Here is a 21,368-nt window from a genome sequence, read left to right as displayed (position 1 = left end):
TGTCATGGTCATTTCGACAAATTTTATACATTACGAGTGAAACTGTATATTCTCTACTAATTCATCGTAAATTTTTAACGCATCATTTTCTTGTTTCACTTCCAAAGTAGCATACAGTTTTCTATACAATTCGATAGAATCTCCTGAAACTTCACAAGAAAGAGTTGCAACGTAATCATTTACGATCATCCAAATGCGATATAGTAAATAATTATCGACTTGTTCAATAAGTGTTTTAAAGAACGTTTGATGAAGCATCGGAATTGAACTTGCGTTTTCTTCAAGCACTTGGTGTAATTTACTTAGCACTTTAGAAAACGCTTCTTTCGGTAAATTACATACAATGCGAATCATATCTTTCTCAAGCAATCGTTTTGTTTGTAATAAATCACGAATTGTTTTCTCATCTTGCAGTAGAAACGGAGCAATTAATTGTACAAGACCGTTATCGTAAAAGTTTCGAATAAACGTCCCCTCACCGCGTCTTGTTTCAATTAACCCTACCAATTCTAAAGCACGCAATGCTTCTCTTACAGAGGAACGTCCAACGTTTAAACGTGAACTTAACTCACGCTCAGACGGCAAACGATCCCCCGCTACTAAACCATCCTCTTCCATAATGGAACGGATCTTTTTTACAATTTCGAGATATACTTTTGTATTTGATGATGTCAATGGGAATTCCTCGCTTATTCTTTACCAATCAGCGCTAATTGTTTTGTTTTCTCAGCGACTTCATTTGGATCTACTTGACGGCGAGCTACTCCTGTCTCCATTGCTGCTCTCGCAACGTAAGCCGCTACTTGAGGCGCTACACGCGCGTCAAACGGCGCTGGAATGATATGGTCTGCATTCAACTCATCCTCTGATACAAGCTCTGCAATGGCTTGTACAGCTGCCATCTTCATTTCTTCATTAATTTGTGTCGCATGTACATCAAGTGCACCGCGGAAAATACCAGGGAACGCTAGTACATTATTTACTTGGTTCGGGAAGTCAGAACGACCTGTTCCAACAACAGCTGCGCCCGCTGCTTTTGCCAATTCTGGCATAATTTCTGGAACCGGATTCGCCATTGCGAAAATAATCGCATCGTCATTCATTGTACGAACCATCTCCTCCGTTAATGCACCTTCTGCAGATACACCAATGAATACGTCCGTACCTTTTACAACGTCAGCTAAAGAACCTTCTATACGATTCTTATTTGTATATTTTGCAACTTCATCCTTCACGGGATTCATACCGACAGGACGACCTTCATAAATCGCACCTTTACGGTCACACATAATAACGTCACGTACACCATAGCGATATAAAAGTTTAATGATTGCAATACCTGCTGCACCTGCGCCATTTGCGACAACTTTAATGTCAGACATTTTCTTCCCAACTAATTTCAGCGCGTTCACAAGGCCTGCTACTGTTACGATAGCTGTTCCGTGTTGATCATCATGGAAGATAGGAATATTTGTCTCTTTTTTCAAACGTTCTTCAATAATGAAGCAATTTGGTGCTGCGATATCTTCTAAGTTTACACCACCAAAAGTTGGCTCCATTAATTTTACAGTTTCAACAATTTTATCTACATCGTTTGTATTTAAGGCAATTGGGAATGCATCTACACCAGCAAAGCTCTTGAATAATACAGCTTTACCTTCCATTACTGGAAGAGATGCTTCAGGTCCAATGTTACCAAGACCAAGTACAGCCGTTCCATCTGTCACAACTGCTACCATATTTCCCTTCATTGTATATTCATATACCTTACTTTTATCGTCATAAATTTCTTTACAAGGCTCTGCTACCCCTGGAGAATATGCAAGACTTAAATCTTTTGCATTTTCTACTTTTACTTTTGATACAGTTTCTAATTTTCCTTGATGCACTTTATGCATGTGAAGTGCTTCTTCACGAAGTGTTGACAAACTATCCACTCTCCTCAAATTATTCTTGCTGATATCAATTTCTCCAAGTGGTCTGACCACGAACACTACTACTATAATAATCGAAGTGTAGGGAAATTGTCCATTATATTTTCACAACGACATTTTCGTCACCGACAATTTCACGAAGTGCTCCTAAACATTCTTCACTTGGATGAATTGATAAACTTCGAGATAATTGTACCATTTTATGTTCCTTTTCATAATAAATTAGTACTTTCGCAAAACCTGAATAGTCAAACAATGTTTTTGTAACTTGATTTACAAGCTTTTTTTCATACTGAGACGGCAACTTCACGTAAACAGACGCTTCTTTCATCTCTTCATAAACATCCATTTCTTCTAGCGGATATAGTCCATTCACAATCCATTGTAACTTATGATTTCTTTGCTCAATCGTGCCATCAACTAAAACAATTTCTCCTTCTTGTAGCCTGTTTGAAAAATGTATATATGTTTCCGGGAAAAGAACAGCTTCCATTTCATCATTTTGATCACAGAATGTAATAAACGCCATCTTTTGTAACTTTTTCGTACGAATAACTTTCACACTTGTTATATATACGATTGCCCTTTGTACTTTTTTCTTATGTCGCATCGCCTGAGCAAGAGATGGAATTTCTAATTCTTTTCCTAACTTCACATACTGCGCTGTCGGATAGCTAGATAGATAAAAACCGAGTGCTTCCTTCTCTTTATTTAACTGTTCAATAAAGGATAGCTCTTCTCCTTGTACGTATTTTGATTTCGGAACAGCATCTCCTAAATCACGTGCAAGGTTTGCGTACTCTAACGCCCCTTTAAGACTTTTCCATAAAGTCGTCCTCGAAACACCAAAATCGTCAAAACATCCAGACCAGACGAAAGCCTCTAAATTTCGCTCTGTGACAAACTTTGATGGCATACGAAGACAAAATTCAAATAAATCTTCGAACATTTTGTTCTCTCGTTCTTCCAATAACGCCGTCACTGTAGCCATTCCGATATTCCGAATCGAAAGTAAACTATAACGAATCGCATTTCCTTCTATTTGGAAATTGTAACCACTTCTCTGAAGAGACGGCGGTAAGACGTGAAAACCTTTCCGCTTCGTTTCTCGTATATACTGCACAATCTTATCTTCATTACCAATTGCACTTGATAATAATGCTGTCATAAATTCCAGCGTATAATTGGCTTTTAAGTATGCAAGCTGATATCCGATCATACTGTAAGCTACAGCGTGACTTCGGTTAAAACCGTAATTCGCAAATCTTACAATTAAATCATAAATTTGTTCTGATGATGTCTCGTCGTATCCGTTTTTCAAACAACCTTGAACAAAATGTTTACGTTCTTGATCTAAAATATCACGATTCTTTTTACTCACTGCACGGCGCAGTAAATCCGCTTCTCCGAGCGAAAATCCAGCTAACTTCGATGCGATTTGCATAATTTGTTCTTGGTATACAATTACGCCGTATGTTCGTTCTAAAATCGGCTTTAAATCTGGATGTAAATATTCAATTCCTCTTTTTCCATGCTTCGATTCAATAAAGGTTGGAATTTGTTCCATCGGTCCTGGTCTGTATAACGAGTTAACAGCGACTATGTCTTCAAATTCATTCGGTTTTAACCCGCGAAGTACATTTCGCATACCACCTGATTCAAGCTGGAATACACCTGTTGTATCCCCTCTCCCTAACAATTGAAACGTCTTTTCATCTTGAAGAGGTAGATTTCTTATATCAATTTGTTCCCCCGTTTTTTTAACGATAAACTTCATAATATTTTCAAGTAACGTTAAATTACGTAAACCTAAAAAGTCCATCTTTAACAGGCCAAGTTCTTCTAATACATCAGCTGGATATTGCGTAACATAAACATCGTTATGCCCTTCTTGGATTGCTACACTCCCCGTTAACGGTTCTTGGCTCATAATAACGCCAGCTGCATGAATAGACGTATGCCGCGGTAATCCCTCTACACGTTTTGCAATTTCAAACACACGCTCATGCAAAAGGTTCCCTTGTATAAACTCACGGAGTGATTGTGATTCCTCATATGCATCTTTTAATGTTATACCAAGCTTTGATGGAATAAGTTTTGAAAATATGTCAATATCTCTTGGCGGTAGCCCCATTACACGAGCAATGTCCCTAATTGCAGCTTTTGCTGCAAGGGTTCCGAACGTTACAATTTGTGCAACACGAAGCTGACCATATTTATCTTTCACATATCGAATCATCTCATCACGTCTTATATCTGGAAAATCAATATCAATATCTGGAAGCGTCACACGTTCAGGATTTAAAAACCTTTCAAATAATAAGTCATATTCAATCGGATCAATATCTGTAATTTCCAATACATAAGAAACGAGCGAACCAGCTGCTGATCCACGTCCTGGTCCTGTTAAAATATGATTTTCATGTGCATATTTCATAAAGTCCCATACAATGAGGAAATAATCACTAAATCCCATGCGGGAAATAACATTTAATTCATGATCCAAACGCTTTATATGCACTTCTTTCGGCACGCCATATCGTTTCTGCAAGCCTTCTTCACAAACACGGCGCAAGTACATATCACTTGTCTCGTTAGATGGAATAGGAAACTTAGGTAGTTGATTTACCTGGAAAGGAATCTCCACTTGGCAACGCTCCGCGATTTTTATTGTGTTTTGAATCGCTTCCTCAGTATGAGAAAATAGTGCTTCCATTTCATCCGACGACTTTAAATAATACTGATCCGTTTTCATCCTCGGCCTATCTGGATCAGTCATTTTCGTTCCACCCTCAACAGATAATAAACATTCATGAACAAGTGCATCGCTTTGATTAATGTAGCGCACATCATTTGTTGCAACGACTGGAACGTTTACCTTATTAATAAATTCAGGTAGTTTTTCTTGCAAAAGCAGTTCATCTTGAATCGCGTGATACTGTAAACTTATATAAAAATTGTCGAACATATTTTGATACGTGCGGGCTACTTCTTCAGCCTGACTCTCTTTGTCTTCTAATAATAACTGTTCAATTTCCCCATCTTTCCCTGGTGAAATCGCAATTAATCCTTTCGCATAATGAGCAAGCCATTTCTTCGGAATACCCTCTTTTGACTTCGTCATAATACTGCTAGAAATCTTTAATAAATTTTGATAGCCTATTTCATTCTCAGCGAGTAAGACGAGTGGATAAGACCTTTCTTCCTCTTCACTAAAAATAGAGGCTGTTAAGCCGATAATAGGCTGTATACCATTTTTCTTGCATGCTTTATAAAACGGAATAACTCCATACATGACATTTTCATCCGTAATGGCCAGCGATGAAAATCCAAGCTCTTTCGCCCGAATGACAAGCTCATCAATTTTACAAGCACTCTTTAATAAACTAAAAACGGTTTGACATTGTAAATGCACAAACTTCACTGTTGTACCCTCTCTTTACCTATTTGACTACTTTTATTATAGGTGATGAGGAAAGCGGAAATCAAAACATACTTCTCATACTTTGTCCATATATATGAAGAAGAAAGGGGAATGACGATGGATGTAAGAGAACATACTTTTTTCTCTCTGCTTATTATTAGTTACTTTATTGCCTTTGGAGTTATACTTGGTGGTTCATTAATTGGTGGATTTGGTGCATTTCTCATCGGAAAACCAGCTCTAACTTATATTAATCAATTTGCCCAAAATTTAAGAATTTGGGCACTCGTTGCAGCAATTGGCGGAACGTTCGATACCTTTTATAGCTTTGAAAGAAGCTTCTTTGGCGGAGATATGAAAGATATCGTAAAACAAATTCTCCTTATTTTTTTCGCAACTGGTGGTATGCAAACTGGTCTTATTATTATTAAATGGCTTACACAGGAACATGTATGAGAGTACCAAGTGCCAATACAGCAAAAAGGTGGTATTTAGTTTTAGCTGGCGCTGCTGTTGGAGGGGTTTTGAGCTGGTTTATTTTTTTGTACATATACGGTGTTTTCCAGCAAGAACAAGCTAGTAAAATAGCAGAACAAAAAGAAATTATAGAAAAGCAAGAAGCAAAACTCCACGTCCTTCTCGAAGATCAAGAGAAATTGAATACGGAAAATAAGCGGCTCTTAACAATTCAAGAAATCAAAATAAAAATTATAAATCGAGAAAAATATGACTTAGACAACCTTACACTCGAAAATATGACCACTTCTATCCATAACGATCTCCAACATCTTTTAACGAAAAACATTCAAAGCATCGCCAAAAATAAAGACCTCCTCAAAAAGGTAATCGAAAATAAAACGTACAAACATTACGATCGTATATATCGCTTCAAAGTAGACACAGTCTCTTTTGATACCGTACTTGAAATTAGTATTGATATAGAGAAAGAAAAATAAACGAAAAGAAGGAGGGCTTCTACGCCTCTCCTTCTTTTCGTTTTAACATATAAGCTCTTATTTACACAGCTCACGTAAATCAGCAAAAAGACGATCCGCTTCTTCCCAAGAAGATGCTTTTGCACCAGAAGCCATCGGATGTCCTCCACCGTTATATTGCATTGCTAATTTATTAATAACCGGTCCTTTTGAACGAAGACGAACACGAATAACATCGTCTTCCTCTAAAAATAGAACCCACGCCTTTAATCCATCAATATTACCAAGCGCCCCGACAACACCAGATGCTTCAGAAGGAAGTACATCAAACTTTTCTAATACCTCTTTCGTTAATTTAATGTAAGCTGCTCCTTCTTCTACCATCGTAAAGTTTTGTAAAATATAACCGTTTAAACGAGCAATTTTCTCTTTCGTCTTATACATTTCATTGTATAAATCCGTGAATTTCACGTCCATATCAACAAGCTCACTTACGTAACGAAGTGTTTTCGCTGTTGTATTTGGGAATAAGAAGCGGCCTGTATCTCCAACAATACCCGCTAAAATAAGGCGAGCTGCTTCCTTTGAAATCGTTAATCCTTTATCTTTTCCATAAGAATAAAACTCATAAATAAGCTCACTTGTAGAGCTTGCTGTCGTATCCACCCACGTAATATCTCCGTACGGATCTTCATTCGGATGATGATCAATTTTAATTAACATCTTTCCTTTTGTATAACGCTGATCACAAACACGCTCTTGATTTGCTGTATCACAAACGATAACAAGTGCATCTTCATATACACTATCTTCAATATCATCCATTACTCGTAAAAACGATAAAGAAGGCTCGTTGTACCCAACCATATAAATATTTTTCTCTGGAAACGATTCTTGCAAAATTGTACCAAGTCCGCACTGAGAACCTAACGCATCTGGATCCGGACGCACATGACGATGAATAATAATTGTATCAAACTCTTTAATTGCTCCTAAAATTTGTTCATGCATATGTATAATCTCCTTTTCATTCAACTTCTTCACTTTATCCCGCATTAACGTGTAGTAAGACTCCAACCTCAAAATACATTGAAACCAATGAGACAAAGTTAAGCGGCGGATCAACTGCACGTAAAAGCCCGATTCGTTCAACTAATAATTAGTGTGGGGGGAAATATCCCCACACTAATTAAAGTTTCACTTTATCCTCCATTATAGCGGAAAATATTTCATACATGCGAACAATTGCTTTATAATAAAAGTTAGAAAGTTTAGATATTTCTTTATTCTCCACTATTTTATATAAAGCGATGGGAGTGTGCATTATGCCAGTATTAGTTTTCTGTATTATCGTCTCATTTATGTTGTATCTCTTCTATAAAACAAAATTCTTTCGTACAAACCGTCCAATGGAGAAAGGTTGGCTCTCAGGGAAATCCGCTATGGCACTTGGCTTATTCGTCCTATTCTTTGGGATAAACCAATTTTTTTTAGAGCTTTCAACTGCCCGCATCATCGTTGGTGTTTTGTTTATTTTATTTGGCACTGCGAGTACATTTAATGGATTCCGCCAATATAAACATTTTCTACCATTAGCAGTAAAAGAAGCTGAATCTTATAAAACAACGTAAAAAAGCATCAATATTGTGATGCTTTTTTACGTCCCTTAATCTTCAAAATCATACTTGCAACAAACGCAGAAGGTATATTAAATAGATTGCCTTGTACGTGAAAATGTAATTGTTCTTCTTCAAAGGACATCTGTTTGTACAGTTCTTGCTGAGATAATCCTGTTCGTTTCTTTTTTTCATTTAATCCTTGTAAATATAAGTATTGAATTGGTATCATCACAAGAAAGTAAAAGAGTGCGATACCACCAAAAAAGAGTAATTCTGATGACATATTGCATCCCCCTTCCGACATCCATTATCTTACAATCCGATTATAACATAGTATATAATCTAAAAGAATTAATATTCTGTTATTTATCATTATATAATTGTCTCTCCATATAACCCCTCTCCTACATACCAAATAAGCATAATTTTCCTACTCCTACTCAGCCTTATACATATTCTACTAAAACTCGCTTACATCTTTAGCGATGGACAACACCTATAAAACAAAAAAGATGGAACAAATCAAAGCGATTTGTTCCATCTTTTTATTTGTCGATCAATTGCACCATAAGCAATGCTTTTCCAACAACATTACCTTCATGATGCACTTCTACATCAACCTTACCAAATTTACGCCCAATTTCTAATACTTTCGGATGAACTGATACAACATTATCAATTTGAACTGGCTTTACGAAATAAATGGTTAAGTTCTCAACAATTAAGTCACTCTTCTTCTGCGCACGAATGACGCGATTCGTTGCTTCGGTCACAATCGTTGCGAATACGCCGTAAGATAACGTCCCGATTGAATTGGTCATTTGTGGTGTCACTGAAAATTGGTATAGATGCTCATTTTTCGCTTCTTTCGGAGTCATAAATTGATTCGTTACAATATCATCAATTGTTTCACCAACTTGCGGTTGACGCTGAATCATTTGCAGCGCCTGAAGTACATCTTGGCGGCTAATAATTCCTTGTAATTTATTTCCTTCGTCAACAACAGGAAGTAACTCAATACCTTCCCACACCATCATACGTGCCGCAGCTGCGACAGACATTTTTCCATTTACCGTAATTGGATGCTTTGTCATTACTTTATCAATTGGTGTTTCTTTCACAACACCAATCATATCTTTGGAAGTTACGATACCTAACACCTTTTTATTTTCATCAACAATTGGATAACGTCCATGCATCGTCTCTTCATTATAGGCATGCCATTGCTGTACTGTATCACTTGGCTTTAAATATAACGTTTCTTCAATTGGTGTTAAAATATCTTCAACAAGTACAATTTCTTTCTTAATAAGCTGATCATAAATAGCACGGTTAATTAACGTTGCGACCGTAAATGTATCATAGCTACTCGAAATTATCGGTAGCTTTAACTCGTCTGCTAATTTCTTCACATGATCTTCCGTATCAAATCCACCCGTAATCAACACCGCAGCTCCAGCTTCTAATGCTAGTTGATGTGCGTTCGTACGGTTACCGATAATAAGTAAGTTCCCTGCTTCTGTATAGCGCATCATCGCTTCTAATTTCATAGCCCCGATTACGAATTTATTTAATGTTTTATGTAGTCCGTCTCTGCCTCCAAGCACTTGACCATCGACAATGTTAACGACTTCTGCATATGTCAGTTTTTCAATATTCTCTTTCTTCTTTTGTTCAATTCGAATTGTTCCGACACGTTCAATTGTACTAACATATCCTTTATTTTCTGCATCTTTAATTGCTCTGTAAGCTGTCCCTTCACTTACACCTAAATCTTTCGCAATTTGCCTCACAGAAATTTTATGCCCTACTGGCAGGCTATTAATATGTTCTAAAATTTGATTATGTTTGGTAGCCAAATGGTTTCACCATACTTTCTTTTCCCTAAATTCTTCATGTGTTGTATTTTCAGTATACTATATTTTCAAAACTGTTACACTCTCTCTTTGTATGTCTGTACTATTTTTTTTATAACAAAATGCTCCTTACATTACACCAATCCTTCCATTATAACAATGTAATGGTATTGTCATCTCGTTCGATAGTTTGTCCACACGCTTCCATATACAATTAAGACAAGAAATGAAACAAAGGAGCGAATAAATGATGAAAAAATTTTTAGAGGTTGTAGGTGCTGTATTTTTAGCTTTCGTAGATGGAAAAAAGGTTGCAATGGAATTGAATGAAACACCCGAACAGCCACTCCCAAAAAGAAAAGAATCACCAAAACAAGCGCAAACTTTAAAAGCTGTGCTACACACGTAAAAAACCCTTCACTTGTCTGTTCAAATGAAGGGTTTCTTTTTTATAGTGTAATACTTTCTCCAGCTTCTAATACTTTCCCTGTACAATTTTGTAGTTTTTCTACAAATTGATAAGGGTCTTGTTCAATAACTGGGAACGTATTGTAATGCATCGGTACAACTGTTTTCGCACCTACCCATTTTGCAGCTAAAACAGCATCTTCTGGCCCCATTGTAAAATTATCACCAATTGGTAAAAATGCTAAATCAACGTTATTAAGTTCTCCAATTAACTTCATATCAGAGAATAAAGCAGTATCTCCTGCATGATATACAGTTTTCTCCTCTGCCGTAAACAAAATACCAGCTGGCATACCTGTATATGTAATTGTTTTATTTTCTTCATCAATATAACTAGAACCGTGGAACGCTTGCGTAAATTTCACTTTACCGAAGTTAAATTCGTGTGAACCTCCAATATGCATTGGATGTGTATTTACACCTTGCCATCCTAAAAATGTCGCTAATTCAAACGGCGCCACAACAACCGCATTATTTTTTTTTGCTAGCGCTACTGTATCGCCGACATGATCACCGTGTCCGTGCGATAAAATAATCGCATCAACTTTTACATCTTCTGCTTTTAAATCTGTTTTCGGATTCCCCGTTAAAAATGGGTCAATTAAAATAACCTTTCCATTCGTTTCAATCTTTACAACTGAATGCCCGTGATAAGATACTTTCATCATTCCATTCCTCCCCTATTCACATTCACACTTTTTATTCTACATGATTTCTTAATTCCCTGTCTTTTCTAACATCTATTTACTTGTCATAACGCTTTCATCCGATGTAAAGTTATATTTGTAATTAAATATCTCGGGGGTGCCTATCGATGAATGCTAGATTAGAAAATTTAATGCAATGGCTAAAAGAAAAAAACGTAGAGGCTGCGTTCTTAACTTCTACACCAAACGTCTTCTACATGACAAACTTCCACTGCGAACCACATGAAAGACTACTTGGTATGTTTGTATTCCAAGAAAAAGAGCCTATTTTAATTTGTCCTAAAATGGAAGAAGGCCAAGCACGTAACGCTGGTTGGGCACATGAAATTATCGGATTTACTGATACTGACAAACCATGGGATATGATTGCAAAAGCAATTAAAGATCGTGGTATTGATGCAAATGCAGTTGCAATTGAAAAAGAACATTTAAACGTAGAGCGCTACGAAGAGTTAACAAAATTATTCCCGAAAGCGGCTTTCAAATCAGCTGAAGAGAAAGTTCGCGAGCTTCGCTTAATTAAAGATGAAAAAGAACTTTCTATTTTACGTGAAGCAGCTAAAATGGCAGACTATGCTGTTGAAGTTGGTGTAAATGCAATTAAAGAAAATCGCAGCGAACTAGAAGTATTAGCAATTATTGAGCATGAATTAAAAACAAAAGGCATCCATAAAATGTCATTCGATACGATGGTATTAGCAGGTGCAAACTCTGCTCTTCCACACGGTATTCCAGGTGCAAACAAAATGAAACGCGGCGATTTCGTACTATTTGATTTAGGTGTAATTATTGAAGGTTACTGCTCTGACATTACACGTACAGTAGCGTTTGGTGATATTTCTGAAGAACAAACTCGCATTTACAACACTGTACTTGCTGGACAACTACAAGCAGTTGAAGCATGTAAACCAGGCGTTACACTTGGCGCAATCGACAACGCTGCTCGCTCTGTCATCGCAGATGCAGGTTACGGAGACTTCTTCCCACACCGCCTTGGTCACGGACTTGGAATTAGCGTACACGAATATCCAGATGTAAAAGAAGGCAACGATTCTCTATTAAAAGAAGGTATGGTCTTCACAATCGAACCAGGTATTTACGTACCAAACGTAGGTGGCGTTCGTATTGAAGATGATATTTACATCACAAAAGACGGATCAGAAATTTTAACGAAATTCCCGAAAGAATTACAATTTGTGAAATAATAAAAAAGGTAGCGTGATCGCTACCTTTTTCTATTTCTCTACTATTTCAAGTTTCTCTACAATCATTTTTGCTGGATAACTTTCAAGTACTTGAGAAGACCATACTTTTATTTTATCCCCTGTTTTTAATTGATCATAGGCTCTTTTATCATTCAGCCTCAAAATTGTATCTGATGGATGTTCTTTATTTATTTGTTGTTCTATATAATTTTGCAACTCTACTTTTGTTTTAAACGTTTTATCACCGACAAAAAATACCGTGTCATTTCTTAATATGATATACCCTTCTTTAGGTTCTTCTTTTACTCCTACTTGCTCTACTGTTTTCGTAGTACACGCTGATAATATTATTAGAAATAAAATACTAATGAAGAAGAACGTGGCTTTCCTCATAACGATCCCCCATATCGAGTCATTCAAAAGAACTTATTTCTTGTCTATTTCTTCCTCCCATTATACTATTAATATACAGAATTTTCTAAAATAGGAGGGTTATATGTTACAACAGCAGTTAGAAGAAATTCGTAATAATAATTACATAATCAACAACACACTTCATATTGATTCTTTAAGTTCAAGTATGCTTCAACATATCGGTGTTACCGATAGCTATTTAAGAGACAAACTCATTTACTCTACTTTTTATCATCTAATCAAGAAGGACTATATTTCACACACCCACTTACAGAAACTATTCTCAGAAAGCATCAGTGAAAAATATTTATTTTATAAGGTTCACTTAGATGACGATGATGCTGTATTTACCCGAGCATTTACGACATTATTAATTGCGCTCATTATTGATGCTGATACAAAACATCATTTCTTATCACAGTCTGATATTTTAAATGTAAAAGATAAATTAATTCTATATATGAACAAAGAACATGACTTACGAGGATATGTTCAAGACCGTGGCTGGGCACATAGTATCGCTCATGTTTCAGATACATTTGAAGCGCTTGTTAATAATCCTAAACTGGGAACTTCACATTACGGAGAAATACTACCAACTTTATTAAATAAAGTTGGTGTCCATTCCATCTATTACAAGTATGAAGAAGATGAACGTATCGTTTGTCCAATTGTCGCAATGCTGCAAAATGGTCTAGAGGAAGAAGTACTCATATTAGCCCTTCGTGATCTAGTAGCTCAATTGCAAGTTCAAAAACCGACACTACATATTAACTCGTACGAATTTCTATTCGGAAATATAAAATCTTTCTTACGTAGCTTATTTTTCAGATTACGTACAATGTCTATATGTAAAGAAACTGAATGCGAAATTGAAAAATTACTACAGGGGCTTCGCCAATATTATTAAAAAAGAAGGCTCTTAAAAAGTGCCTTCTTCTATCTCACTAATATTTATTTGAAATTTCACGATCCAAACTGAGAAGAGGTGGACAAGAAACGCAATCACCATACATGCTCCACTTAAAAAAGTTAATATAGGATGCGAATACACGTGCCCTAAACCATAGGATATCCCCACGAAAAACATTGTTATGTAAATATAAATTGCTCCATGTATTTGCCTCATATAAACCTCCTTTTCCCATATTATAACATAAATTTTCTGATTATTCACATTAATTAGTTGTAATCAATATTTCTCAACTGTTACACCTCTTACAGCCGCCTTAATATATGGCGCACCTTGTAAACTTTGTAAATTCTCTATTTTCCCGGTTACGACTACACCGTATATTGGTAGATCTTTTGGTTTTGTGTTTTTTATTTCCTTATACGAATCTTTCGCATTATCCATATGTCGTTCATCTTCTGCTAATGTTTTCATTGCTCCCATAAATTCTTTTGAATGCCTCTCAAAATCCATTTTTATTTCTTCTTCTTTTTTAGCATAGCTTCCTGTAAATCCATAGACAAGAGTAGATTTTTCAGCATTTAAAACAGCACCCGTTTTCGGATCTGTTAAACCAACATATTCATCTCGTTTCTTTTCATTGTATGTATCTACCCAAAACCAAACTGGTTGTACACCTTTTGGTAGTATTCTCATGATTTCATCCATCGTATACGCTTTATCAAACGATAGAGCCACTTCCGCGACTTTATTTTTTAAATCCCCAATTTGATTTAAATCATTCGCATAATTTACATACTTCATGAACGGCAAATAAAACCTCATTTCGCGTTGCATCGTTTGTATATTGTAGTCCTGCAAAGTTTCAGCTTCGTCTATATTCGATAGTTCTTCCTCTAAATGCGTATTTCCATTATGACTTCTTGACATATAGCCCCATACATCATATTCATATATTTCATCTATCCACTTAACCGGTTGACCCGAAATATTTTTATACGAACTATACATAATAGAATCGCTCATTAAACCCATATTTAATTTTCTATGAGAATAAAATTTTATGTTAGGCCCCGTTACAGTTTGCTCTGCAAATACTCTTTTTTCCATCTCATTAAAGTTCTTTTGTTTTAAATATACTATTAAGGTGAAAGATCCAACGATCACTAAAGTAGATGCAAAGATTGAGATGACAAAATTTCTAAAAAGCTGCTTCCTCTTCGCCCTCTTCATCAAAGTCTTCATCTGCTTATCATCCATATTCAAATCAAAGTCTTTCCGACTCATTAGTTCTCCTCCTATACAATTTTTTAAATTGATTTCTTGCACGGTACAAACTTGTTTTCACTGTTTCTTCTTTCATACTTAATAAAATGGCAATTTCCTTATAAGATAGTTCATACTCATATTTCAACAATAAAATATGACGATAATCCTCCGTCATCGTCTCCAATATTTCTTGTACCTCGCCTTGTAGTTCACTTGTCAAAAGCACTTCATCTAATGACTTTTGACCTATAAGAACAACTGATTCAATCGCAATTGGATTTAATCTTTTTTCTTTTCGGTGTAAATCTCGGTGCTGATTGATCGCAACTCTAAATAGCCAAGGAGTTAAATGTTCTAGCGGTATTTCCCCTATAAGCAATAAAGCTTTATACAAAGTATCTTGCACAATATCTTCCGCTTCTTTTCTATCTGCTCCAATCTTAATTAAGTATCCAAATACAGCTTTTGACTTTTCTATTAATAATGTTTCAAACGTATCATGACTCATTCGGCTCTCCTTTCTATATACTCAACGTTTGAGAGCGTAAAATGTATACAGCTTTTCTAAAAAAATTTTTTCATAATAAAAAGCACATCTGTTTTGATGTGCTTCTCCCAAAAATACTATTCTATTATTTCATCGCTTCTTTCACAACATCTTGAATCATAACGACTTCCGTCTTCATATCGACAGCCGGATCATCCTCATCAATACATTCATACCAAAACGCTAAATGTTTTTTATCAATTTCATGATGAGAATTTTCGACAAGAGTACCACCTTCTCCTTGCACAGAATACCAATATAAGTACTCTTCTCCATCTCTTATTTCCCGGAAAATTGTCTCGACATACATTTTTTCGTCGTTTAATGTCAAAAGCACTTCTTTCATATTGTCATTAAGAAGCTGCATCCATTCATCTACACGATGACTTTTACCTTGCTTTACTTTAAATCTCGTTAATTCCACATTCATTTTTATTCCCCCATTTTCTTACGCACAAATAGATCATATTCTACTGGATTATGAAAACTTATTTTACTAGCTAACTTTTGCGAAGGAATATTATCCACATTACAATCCCAGCACGGTATAATATGATTTTGTATACAATGTTCAATGAAACTTGTTGCGACAACTTTAGCTAATCCTTTCCCTTGATATGCCTCATGCGTAGCAATATCAATTTCAGCAAAACCATTCCCGCTAAATATTGAGACGCATTCAGCTATGATTATCCCATCTTGTTCTATACAAAAACCAAAGCCACTATTTAAAAACGCTTCTTTTGATCCCCAATATTCTTTGTAATATTCCTCTGTAAATTCATTACTTCTTTCTATATTGCTTTTATCAATACACTTAACTTCATATGTATTTTTGTTAAAATCTTGTTTTCTTTCTTCAAGAACTTCTCTTTGAAATTGAAATGTCATTCTTGGAATTTTCCGGAGTACATTACTAAAACGCTCTTCAATAATCATTTCCCACTCTTTACTCGAAGTGAACAGTGTAAATCGTTTCTCTGTTTTTTCAATAGCTGTTTCAATATATGAAACTAAATCTTCGTTAAAACTTCGGTCATAAGTGTCGCCAAACAAATAATAAATGCCGTTAGCTGTAACGATTAGTCCTGCTGTTAATTTCGCATTTGTAAAAATTTCACCATCTATGATTTGATCACAAACTGCATACGCAAAAGTTGTTGTTCGTTGATTCCCTTCTAAAAGCGGAATTACTTTATCGTATTCTTCAATCTCTAACCTTCTCATACGACCTCCACAATTACTGTATCCGCCTCTACATTTTCAAAGCAAAGATTTACCGTTCTCTTCAACGCTCTCGTTCTATGAATTGTACCTGCTGGAATTAAAATAGAATCATTTGGCTTTAAAACTGCCGTCTCTCTATCTTGAAAATCGATCAGTAATTCTCCCTCTAACACAATGAATAATTCATCCGAATTAGAATGATAGTGCCAATCATATTCACCAGCAAATACAGCAATTCGTAAACAATGACTATTTACATTTGAAACGACGAAGTTCTTATGTTGGTCTTTAATATCTTTTGTTAACTCTAATAGATTTACTGTTTCCATAGTTCTCCCCACCCAATCCCCTCTATCGACTTTCACTTTCCGTTTAATTCCAAATTATCACAAAAATATGCATTGCAACAAGCGATATCTCTCGTAAAGTTTTGTTTACTTTTTGTAAAGTTTTATTTACTTATTTCCTAAAAATGGATATAATAAATGTAACAAATTTACAAAAAGGAGACTTTGTATATTTGATACAAAATAAAGTAAAACAATTCCGCGTCGTTAGAGACATCACCCAAGAGCAATTAGCTTCCTCTGTTCAAATCACTAGACAATCCCTCATCGCTATCGAGAAGAATAAATACAACCCAAGTTTAGAATTAGCATTGAAATTATGTGAGTTTTTCAACTGTAAAGTAGAAGATTTATTTCAATTAGATAAAACTAGGGAGGAAAAAGAATGAAAAATACTTTTAATCAAGAATTCATTTCACATCTTACCATTTTAGTGTTAGGATCAATTTTTCTTTATTTCAATAGTAATGATGAAGAAACGATTCGCTCTGTCCTTCTATTCGCTGGCGTATACATACTCTTAGCCTTGGTACTATTTGTAGTGAAACGAATATTCTTTAAGAAAAAAAAGAAAGAGTCCGAGAAATATCCATTACCTGAGATAGATGAACGAATTGAGAAAATGAGTTTAAAACTTATGGCGCAAATTTTCGGCCTCTCTCATTTAATCGGCTCTGCGATACTATTTATTTTATATATCACTGACAAAAATTCGACGATACGAGTTGAGTATGCCCTGTATTACTTGTTTGGAATTCTTTTCTTCACAATGATGTTCGGCTTGAAAATTGTGAAGAAATTAGATAATTAGTTTAAACAAAAAGACCCTTCCTACAAAGGAAAGGTCTTTATTTTATTTCTATTATGATAAAGCAGGAGCTTTTTCAAGAAGCTCTTTCGCATCAGCATATTGTAAGCCGTGCGCTTCTGCAACTGCTTCGAATGTTACATATCCATCTAATGTGTTAATACCTTTTAGTAATGCAGAGTTGCCTAAGCAAGCATCTTTGTAGCCTTTGTTAGCAATTTGTACTGCATATGGTACTGTTACGTTTGTTAACGCAAGAGTTGATGTGCGTGGAACCGCACCTGGCATATTTGCAACTGCATAATGAACAACACCATGTTTTTCATAAGTTGGGTTGTCGTGAGTTGTAATACGGTCAGTTGTTTCGAAAATACCACCTTGGTCAATCGCGATATCTACAACGACAGAACCTGGTTCCATTGATTTAATCATTTCTTCTGTTACAAGTTTTGGTGCTTTTGCACCTGGGATTAATACTGCACCGATTACAAGATCAGATTCTCTAACAGCTTCTGCAATGTTGTATGGGTTAGACATTAACGTTTTTACTTGATTACCAAAAATATCATCTAATTGACGAAGACGTTCTGCACTCAAGTCAATGATTGTTACATCTGCACCTAAACCAACTGCAATTTTTGCTGCGTTTGTACCAGCTTGACCACCGCCGACAATTGTTACTTTACCGCGTTTAACTCCTGGAACACCTGCAAGTAAAATACCTTTACCGCCTTTGTTTTTCTCAAGGAATTGTGCACCGATTTGCGCAGCCATACGGCCTGCAACTTCACTCATTGGTGCAAGTAATGGTAAAGAACGATTCTCTAATTGTACTGTTTCGTATGCAATTGATACAACTTTGTTATCAATTAATGCTTTTGTTAATTCTGGCTCTGGAGCTAAATGTAAGTATGTGAATAAAATTAAACCTTCGCGGAAATAACCGTATTCACTTTCAACTGGCTCTTTTACCTTCATAACCATATCTTGATTCCATGCTTCTTCAGCAGTTTCAACAAGTTTCGCACCAGCTTGTACGTATTCTTCATCTGTAAAGCCTGATCCTACACCTGCTCCTTTTTGAACAAAAATTTCATGACCATTTTGTACTAAATGTACAGCTCCCGCTGGCGTCATTGCCACACGGTTTTCATTGTTTTTAATTTCTGTTGGAATACCGATACGCATTATTAGTTCCCCCTTGAGTTATGAAATGACCCCTGAATCATTTTTTAAAGCGCTTTCTACGCTCTTATATTTTAACATAATATCTCAATATTTGACAAAAAATAATACAAGTTTTCCGATAGAATTTCTTCCACATAAAAGGACAGTATGATTCTTATATATGAAAATCACCTGTCCAATTACTACAACTACTCATTATTTGAGATGTTTATGGATAACATCAACCGCACCTGTTACTTCAATAATTGTACCGGTAATCATATCCGAATCTTCCTCACATAAAAACGAAATAGTTCTTGCGATATCTTCACCTGTTCCGGATCTACCAATTGGTGTGTTACTATCTTTTAGCTTTCGTGCTTCTTGAATCGTCGCTTCTTTCATTTCACCAATTATATCACCAGGACAAACCATGTTCGCAGTAATACCATATTCCGCTTCTTCGTAAGCTACTGTTTTCGTTAATGAAACAAGCCCTACTTTCGCAGCTGCAAAGGCTGAACGATAAATCCATCCAGGCGCGCTATCTGCTCCTTGAAAACCATAGTTAATAATACGACCAAAGTTCTGTTTTCTCATAATCGGCACGACAAGTTTTAATAAATGAAACACCGCTGTTAAATTACCTTGGATCATTTCATTCCATTCGTCTTCTTCGTAATCGACTAATTTTTTCCGTTCAAATACATACGGACCAGCATTATTAATCAAAAAGTCAATTTTGCCAAAACGGCTCATCGCTTCTTCTACTATTTTATGTAAATCTTCCTTTTTCGTGACATCAGCTTGCACGAACTGTAGACGTTCTTCCATATTTTTATAAGTTTCTTTCATTATTTCCATAGCACATATATCGCTATGATACGTTACTGTTACTGAATATCCTTTAGCCAATAACTTTTCTGTTACTTGCTTTCCTAAACCTTTCGTACCGGCTGTAATGAGCGCGTGTCTCACAAAACTGCCTCCTTTTAAATTGCTATACTTCATATGTAACAAGTTCTCGCTCCAATTACAACTAAAATGAACTAAAACAGAGTTTTCAAAATTCTGTAACGTTTTAGCAAGCACATTACCATAATTTGTTTTATAATTAAGTTGTAAACGTTTATGAAAATGAATTGGGAGGAATCTACTATGAATAATACATATACAAATATTTTAATTGCAGTGGACGGTTCCAAAGAAGCAGAAAAAGCCTTTAAGAAAGCAATTCAAGTCGCAAAACGAAACAATGCAACATTAACAATTGCTCATATCGTTGATGTGAAAGCATATTCCGCAGTAGAGGCTTATAGCCGCGCTATTGCTGAGCGTGCAAACCTCTTTGCAGAAGACTTATTAGAAGACTACAAAAAGACTGCGGTTGAAGCTGGTCTTGAAAAAGTGGAAACTGTATTAGAATTTGGTAATCCAAAATCTAAAATCTCAAAAGAAATTGCCCCAACACATAAAGTGGATTTAATTATGTGCGGTGCAACTGGTTTAAATGCTGTAGAACGGTTCCTAATTGGTAGCGTCTCTGAACATATTATTCGCTATGCGAAATGCGATGTCCTTGTTGTTCGTGGTGATGAGGAGCAAGGTGATCTTTAATTTTTGAACTACCCCCACTTAACACTCTAACGAGCTGTTTGAAGTGGGGGATTCCTACGAACACCAAGGTATCCCTCAGTTTTATGAGTAGGCGATCCCCGTAGTCCCTACGGTTAGGAGCCTTACGGCCTCTTTTCTCAGATTTTCCGCTGCGTTCACATCTCTATCATGATACATACCACAAGAAGGACACTTCCATTCACGCAGGTTCAGGCTTTTCACGTCTTTGTTTTTGTAGTCGCAATACGAACAAGTTTGGGAACTAGCAAATGTTTTCGACACCACAATCACTCGTTTCCCATACCAGCGTGCCTTATACAACAACAGCGCTTTGAATTGTGACCATGATACTTCTTGAATTGCTTTCGCTAGTTTGTGATTCTGTAACATATTCGATACTTGCAAATCTTCTATCCCAATCACATCGTGGTTTTTGATGATCCTAGTAGAGAGTTTTTGCAAATAGTCCGTTCTTGCCTGTTTAATTCGTTCATGAATACGAGCGACTTTCATTCGCTGTTTCTGCCAGTTCGTTCCACCTTTTGTACGTCTAGATAGAATACGCTGGGCATGAGCAAGTTTCTTTTCTAATACCCGAAACCATTTTGGATTACCGAATACCTCACCTGTTGAAAGAATAGCAAAGTTTTTCACACCAACATCTATACCAACAACGGAATCGGTCTTCGGTAATTCTTGTACTTCTACTTCAGCAAGAATCGAGACAAAATATTTTCCACTTGGATTCCTTCTGACAGTAGCACTCAAAATTCGTCCTTCTACCTCACGACTTTTGACAAATTTGACAAGACCAAGTTTCGGTAACTTCAATTTATTATCTATAATCGCAATGTTTCCATTTGTATGTTTCGTTATATAGGATTGGACTTTATTGTTTTTTGATTTAAACC

Annotated in this window: 26 protein-coding genes; 9 read left to right on the top strand and 17 right to left on the bottom strand. The window is 35.9% G+C overall.

Annotation, left to right across the window (positions count from 1 at the left end; genetic code table 11):
- Nucleotides 1–30 precede the first annotated feature (30 nt).
- The 3 genes from BAU28_RS09855 to dnaE form a co-directional block, all read right to left on the bottom strand.
- On the bottom strand, nucleotides 31–675 hold the full coding sequence (locus tag BAU28_RS09855) for a FadR/GntR family transcriptional regulator (protein WP_002173725.1): 645 nt from the start codon (nucleotides 673–675) through the stop codon (nucleotides 31–33).
- 14 nt (nucleotides 676–689) lie between these two features.
- Nucleotides 690–1,898 (bottom strand): NADP-dependent malic enzyme, encoded by a 1,209-nt coding sequence (gene ystJ / locus BAU28_RS09850; RefSeq protein ID WP_162790989.1) that lies wholly within the window; start codon nucleotides 1,896–1,898, stop codon nucleotides 690–692.
- Between the two features lie 133 nt (nucleotides 1,899–2,031).
- Nucleotides 2,032–5,358 carry a DNA polymerase III subunit alpha gene (dnaE, locus tag BAU28_RS09845; RefSeq protein WP_071718465.1) on the bottom strand — a complete coding sequence of 1,109 codons (3,327 nt, stop codon included), beginning with the start codon at nucleotides 5,356–5,358 and terminating at the stop codon, nucleotides 2,032–2,034.
- Between the two features lie 42 nt (nucleotides 5,359–5,400).
- On the opposite strand from dnaE, the gene BAU28_RS09840 reads away from it, so the two are divergent.
- Nucleotides 5,401–5,814 carry a YtrH family sporulation protein gene (locus BAU28_RS09840; RefSeq protein WP_002034291.1) on the top strand — a complete coding sequence of 138 codons (414 nt, stop codon included), beginning with the start codon at nucleotides 5,401–5,403 and terminating at the stop codon, nucleotides 5,812–5,814.
- Nucleotides 5,811–6,314, top strand: coding sequence for a sporulation membrane protein YtrI (gene ytrI, locus BAU28_RS09835; RefSeq protein ID WP_002173728.1), 504 nt, complete (start codon nucleotides 5,811–5,813; stop codon nucleotides 6,312–6,314). Before BAU28_RS09840 ends, ytrI begins: the two co-directional genes overlap by 4 nt.
- 57 nt (nucleotides 6,315–6,371) lie before the next feature.
- On the opposite strand, the gene BAU28_RS09830 is transcribed toward ytrI, so the two are convergent.
- Complete coding sequence (locus BAU28_RS09830; protein WP_071718464.1) at nucleotides 6,372–7,304, bottom strand: DHH family phosphoesterase; 933 nt, start codon at nucleotides 7,302–7,304, stop codon at nucleotides 6,372–6,374.
- 314 nt (nucleotides 7,305–7,618) lie between these two features.
- Between BAU28_RS09830 and BAU28_RS09825 the strand changes: the two genes are divergently transcribed.
- Entirely contained in the window at nucleotides 7,619–7,924 is a 306-nt protein-coding gene (locus tag BAU28_RS09825; protein ID WP_002173730.1) for a YtpI family protein, read from the top strand.
- Nucleotides 7,925–7,931: 7 nt separating this feature from the next.
- Here the strand turns inward: BAU28_RS09825 and BAU28_RS09820 are convergent, their stop codons facing one another.
- Together BAU28_RS09820 and BAU28_RS09815 are read right to left on the bottom strand one after the other, a co-directional pair.
- A complete protein-coding gene (locus BAU28_RS09820) occupies nucleotides 7,932–8,195 on the bottom strand; it encodes a DUF3949 domain-containing protein (protein WP_025147574.1) in 264 nt (87 codons plus the stop codon).
- Between the two features lie 262 nt (nucleotides 8,196–8,457).
- On the bottom strand, nucleotides 8,458–9,771 hold the full coding sequence (locus BAU28_RS09815; RefSeq protein WP_002173733.1) for a CBS domain-containing protein: 1,314 nt from the start codon (nucleotides 9,769–9,771) through the stop codon (nucleotides 8,458–8,460).
- 244 nt (nucleotides 9,772–10,015) lie between these two features.
- Between BAU28_RS09815 and BAU28_RS30370 the strand changes: the two genes are divergently transcribed.
- Nucleotides 10,016–10,177, top strand: coding sequence for a hypothetical protein (locus BAU28_RS30370; RefSeq protein ID WP_002122994.1), 162 nt, complete (start codon nucleotides 10,016–10,018; stop codon nucleotides 10,175–10,177).
- Nucleotides 10,178–10,217: 40 nt separating this feature from the next.
- Here BAU28_RS30370 and BAU28_RS09805 read toward each other — a convergent pair whose 3' ends face one another.
- A complete protein-coding gene (locus BAU28_RS09805; RefSeq protein ID WP_025147575.1) occupies nucleotides 10,218–10,901 on the bottom strand; it encodes a metal-dependent hydrolase in 684 nt (227 codons plus the stop codon).
- A 149-nt stretch (nucleotides 10,902–11,050) separates the two neighbouring features.
- Between BAU28_RS09805 and pepQ the strand changes: the two genes are divergently transcribed.
- The gene (pepQ, locus tag BAU28_RS09800; protein ID WP_048372208.1) at nucleotides 11,051–12,148 is read left to right on the top strand and encodes a Xaa-Pro dipeptidase; all 1,098 of its coding nucleotides are present in this window, start codon (nucleotides 11,051–11,053) and stop codon (nucleotides 12,146–12,148) included.
- Nucleotides 12,149–12,178: 30 nt separating this feature from the next.
- On the opposite strand, the gene BAU28_RS09795 is transcribed toward pepQ, so the two are convergent.
- Nucleotides 12,179–12,541, bottom strand: a complete 363-nt coding sequence (locus tag BAU28_RS09795; protein ID WP_071718463.1) for a DUF3221 domain-containing protein — start codon at nucleotides 12,539–12,541, stop codon at nucleotides 12,179–12,181.
- Between the two features lie 103 nt (nucleotides 12,542–12,644).
- Here BAU28_RS09795 and BAU28_RS09790 point away from each other — a divergent pair, with 103 nt between their 5' ends.
- Nucleotides 12,645–13,472, top strand: a complete 828-nt coding sequence (locus BAU28_RS09790) for a DUF2785 domain-containing protein (protein WP_071718462.1) — start codon at nucleotides 12,645–12,647, stop codon at nucleotides 13,470–13,472.
- 12 nt (nucleotides 13,473–13,484) lie between these two features.
- Here BAU28_RS09790 and BAU28_RS09785 read toward each other — a convergent pair whose 3' ends face one another.
- The 6 genes from BAU28_RS09785 to BAU28_RS09760 form a co-directional block, all read right to left on the bottom strand.
- On the bottom strand, nucleotides 13,485–13,691 hold the full coding sequence (locus tag BAU28_RS09785) for a hypothetical protein (RefSeq protein WP_002173739.1): 207 nt from the start codon (nucleotides 13,689–13,691) through the stop codon (nucleotides 13,485–13,487).
- Between the two features lie 63 nt (nucleotides 13,692–13,754).
- Complete coding sequence (locus BAU28_RS09780; RefSeq protein ID WP_071718461.1) at nucleotides 13,755–14,762, bottom strand: anti sigma factor C-terminal domain-containing protein; 1,008 nt, start codon at nucleotides 14,760–14,762, stop codon at nucleotides 13,755–13,757.
- Nucleotides 14,743–15,252 carry an RNA polymerase sigma factor gene (locus BAU28_RS09775; protein ID WP_071718460.1) on the bottom strand — a complete coding sequence of 170 codons (510 nt, stop codon included), beginning with the start codon at nucleotides 15,250–15,252 and terminating at the stop codon, nucleotides 14,743–14,745. Before BAU28_RS09775 ends, BAU28_RS09780 begins: the two co-directional genes overlap by 20 nt.
- A gap of 124 nt (nucleotides 15,253–15,376) precedes the next feature.
- Nucleotides 15,377–15,721: a DUF6176 family protein gene (locus tag BAU28_RS09770; RefSeq protein WP_071718459.1), complete on the bottom strand. Its 345-nt coding sequence runs from the start codon at nucleotides 15,719–15,721 to the stop codon at nucleotides 15,377–15,379.
- Between the two features lie 2 nt (nucleotides 15,722–15,723).
- Nucleotides 15,724–16,518 (bottom strand): GNAT family N-acetyltransferase, encoded by a 795-nt coding sequence (locus tag BAU28_RS09765; protein WP_071718458.1) that lies wholly within the window; start codon nucleotides 16,516–16,518, stop codon nucleotides 15,724–15,726.
- Complete coding sequence (locus tag BAU28_RS09760; protein WP_071718457.1) at nucleotides 16,515–16,847, bottom strand: cupin domain-containing protein; 333 nt, start codon at nucleotides 16,845–16,847, stop codon at nucleotides 16,515–16,517. The genes BAU28_RS09765 and BAU28_RS09760 overlap by 4 nt, the downstream gene beginning before the upstream one ends.
- A 143-nt stretch (nucleotides 16,848–16,990) precedes the next feature.
- Here BAU28_RS09760 and BAU28_RS09755 point away from each other — a divergent pair, with 143 nt between their 5' ends.
- Both BAU28_RS09755 and BAU28_RS09750 read left to right on the top strand, forming a co-directional pair.
- Entirely contained in the window at nucleotides 16,991–17,254 is a 264-nt protein-coding gene (locus tag BAU28_RS09755) for a helix-turn-helix transcriptional regulator (RefSeq protein ID WP_071718545.1), read from the top strand.
- Nucleotides 17,251–17,676, top strand: a complete 426-nt coding sequence (locus tag BAU28_RS09750; protein ID WP_071718456.1) for a hypothetical protein — start codon at nucleotides 17,251–17,253, stop codon at nucleotides 17,674–17,676. Before BAU28_RS09755 ends, BAU28_RS09750 begins: the two co-directional genes overlap by 4 nt.
- Nucleotides 17,677–17,727: 51 nt before the next feature.
- Here BAU28_RS09750 and ald read toward each other — a convergent pair whose 3' ends face one another.
- A complete protein-coding gene (gene ald, locus BAU28_RS09745) occupies nucleotides 17,728–18,861 on the bottom strand; it encodes an alanine dehydrogenase (protein WP_025147585.1) in 1,134 nt (377 codons plus the stop codon).
- A 195-nt stretch (nucleotides 18,862–19,056) separates the two neighbouring features.
- Nucleotides 19,057–19,851, bottom strand: coding sequence for an SDR family oxidoreductase (locus tag BAU28_RS09740; RefSeq protein WP_029952849.1), 795 nt, complete (start codon nucleotides 19,849–19,851; stop codon nucleotides 19,057–19,059).
- A gap of 147 nt (nucleotides 19,852–19,998) precedes the next feature.
- Between BAU28_RS09740 and BAU28_RS09735 the strand changes: the two genes are divergently transcribed.
- Nucleotides 19,999–20,457: a universal stress protein gene (locus BAU28_RS09735; protein ID WP_071718455.1), complete on the top strand. Its 459-nt coding sequence runs from the start codon at nucleotides 19,999–20,001 to the stop codon at nucleotides 20,455–20,457.
- An 81-nt stretch (nucleotides 20,458–20,538) separates the two neighbouring features.
- Here the strand turns inward: BAU28_RS09735 and tnpB are convergent.
- A partial coding sequence (tnpB, locus tag BAU28_RS09730; RefSeq protein ID WP_071718454.1) for an IS200/IS605 family element RNA-guided endonuclease TnpB occupies nucleotides 20,539–21,368 on the bottom strand: 830 nt, incomplete at its 5' end.

The sequence above is a fragment of the Bacillus paramycoides genome (assembly GCF_001884235.1).
Taxonomy (GTDB): domain Bacteria; phylum Bacillota; class Bacilli; order Bacillales; family Bacillaceae_G; genus Bacillus_A; species Bacillus_A paramycoides.
The sequence above is the reverse complement of the archived record's forward strand: the minus strand, read 5'-3'. Positions and strand labels throughout refer to the sequence as shown.

Bases quoted from the DNA above. Each gene is read 5' to 3' on its own strand.
- BAU28_RS09790 (WP_071718462.1), top strand. From the start codon at position 12,645: ATGTTACAACAGCAGTTAGAAGAAATTCGTAATAATAATTACATAATC.
- ald (WP_025147585.1), bottom strand. From the start codon at position 18,861: ATGCGTATCGGTATTCCAACAGAAATTAAAAACAATGAAAACCGTGTG.
- BAU28_RS09765 (WP_071718458.1), bottom strand. From the start codon at position 16,518: ATGAGAAGGTTAGAGATTGAAGAATACGATAAAGTAATTCCGCTTTTA.
- ytrI (WP_002173728.1), top strand. From the start codon at position 5,811: ATGAGAGTACCAAGTGCCAATACAGCAAAAAGGTGGTATTTAGTTTTA.
- BAU28_RS09785 (WP_002173739.1), bottom strand. From the start codon at position 13,691: ATGAGGCAAATACATGGAGCAATTTATATTTACATAACAATGTTTTTC.
- BAU28_RS09750 (WP_071718456.1), top strand. From the start codon at position 17,251: ATGAAAAATACTTTTAATCAAGAATTCATTTCACATCTTACCATTTTA.
- BAU28_RS09830 (WP_071718464.1), bottom strand. From the start codon at position 7,304: ATGCATGAACAAATTTTAGGAGCAATTAAAGAGTTTGATACAATTATT.
- BAU28_RS09780 (WP_071718461.1), bottom strand. From the start codon at position 14,762: ATGAGTCGGAAAGACTTTGATTTGAATATGGATGATAAGCAGATGAAG.
- BAU28_RS09740 (WP_029952849.1), bottom strand. From the start codon at position 19,851: ATGAAGTATAGCAATTTAAAAGGAGGCAGTTTTGTGAGACACGCGCTC.
- BAU28_RS09820 (WP_025147574.1), bottom strand. From the start codon at position 8,195: ATGTCATCAGAATTACTCTTTTTTGGTGGTATCGCACTCTTTTACTTT.
- pepQ (WP_048372208.1), top strand. From the start codon at position 11,051: ATGAATGCTAGATTAGAAAATTTAATGCAATGGCTAAAAGAAAAAAAC.
- BAU28_RS09825 (WP_002173730.1), top strand. From the start codon at position 7,619: ATGCCAGTATTAGTTTTCTGTATTATCGTCTCATTTATGTTGTATCTC.
- BAU28_RS09775 (WP_071718460.1), bottom strand. From the start codon at position 15,252: ATGAGTCATGATACGTTTGAAACATTATTAATAGAAAAGTCAAAAGCT.
- BAU28_RS09760 (WP_071718457.1), bottom strand. From the start codon at position 16,847: ATGGAAACAGTAAATCTATTAGAGTTAACAAAAGATATTAAAGACCAA.
- ystJ (WP_162790989.1), bottom strand. From the start codon at position 1,898: ATGCATAAAGTGCATCAAGGAAAATTAGAAACTGTATCAAAAGTAAAA.
- BAU28_RS09805 (WP_025147575.1), bottom strand. From the start codon at position 10,901: ATGAAAGTATCTTATCACGGGCATTCAGTTGTAAAGATTGAAACGAAT.
- BAU28_RS09755 (WP_071718545.1), top strand. From the start codon at position 16,991: ATGGATATAATAAATGTAACAAATTTACAAAAAGGAGACTTTGTATAT.
- BAU28_RS09795 (WP_071718463.1), bottom strand. From the start codon at position 12,541: ATGAGGAAAGCCACGTTCTTCTTCATTAGTATTTTATTTCTAATAATA.
- BAU28_RS09770 (WP_071718459.1), bottom strand. From the start codon at position 15,721: ATGAATGTGGAATTAACGAGATTTAAAGTAAAGCAAGGTAAAAGTCAT.
- BAU28_RS09735 (WP_071718455.1), top strand. From the start codon at position 19,999: ATGAATAATACATATACAAATATTTTAATTGCAGTGGACGGTTCCAAA.
- BAU28_RS30370 (WP_002122994.1), top strand. From the start codon at position 10,016: ATGATGAAAAAATTTTTAGAGGTTGTAGGTGCTGTATTTTTAGCTTTC.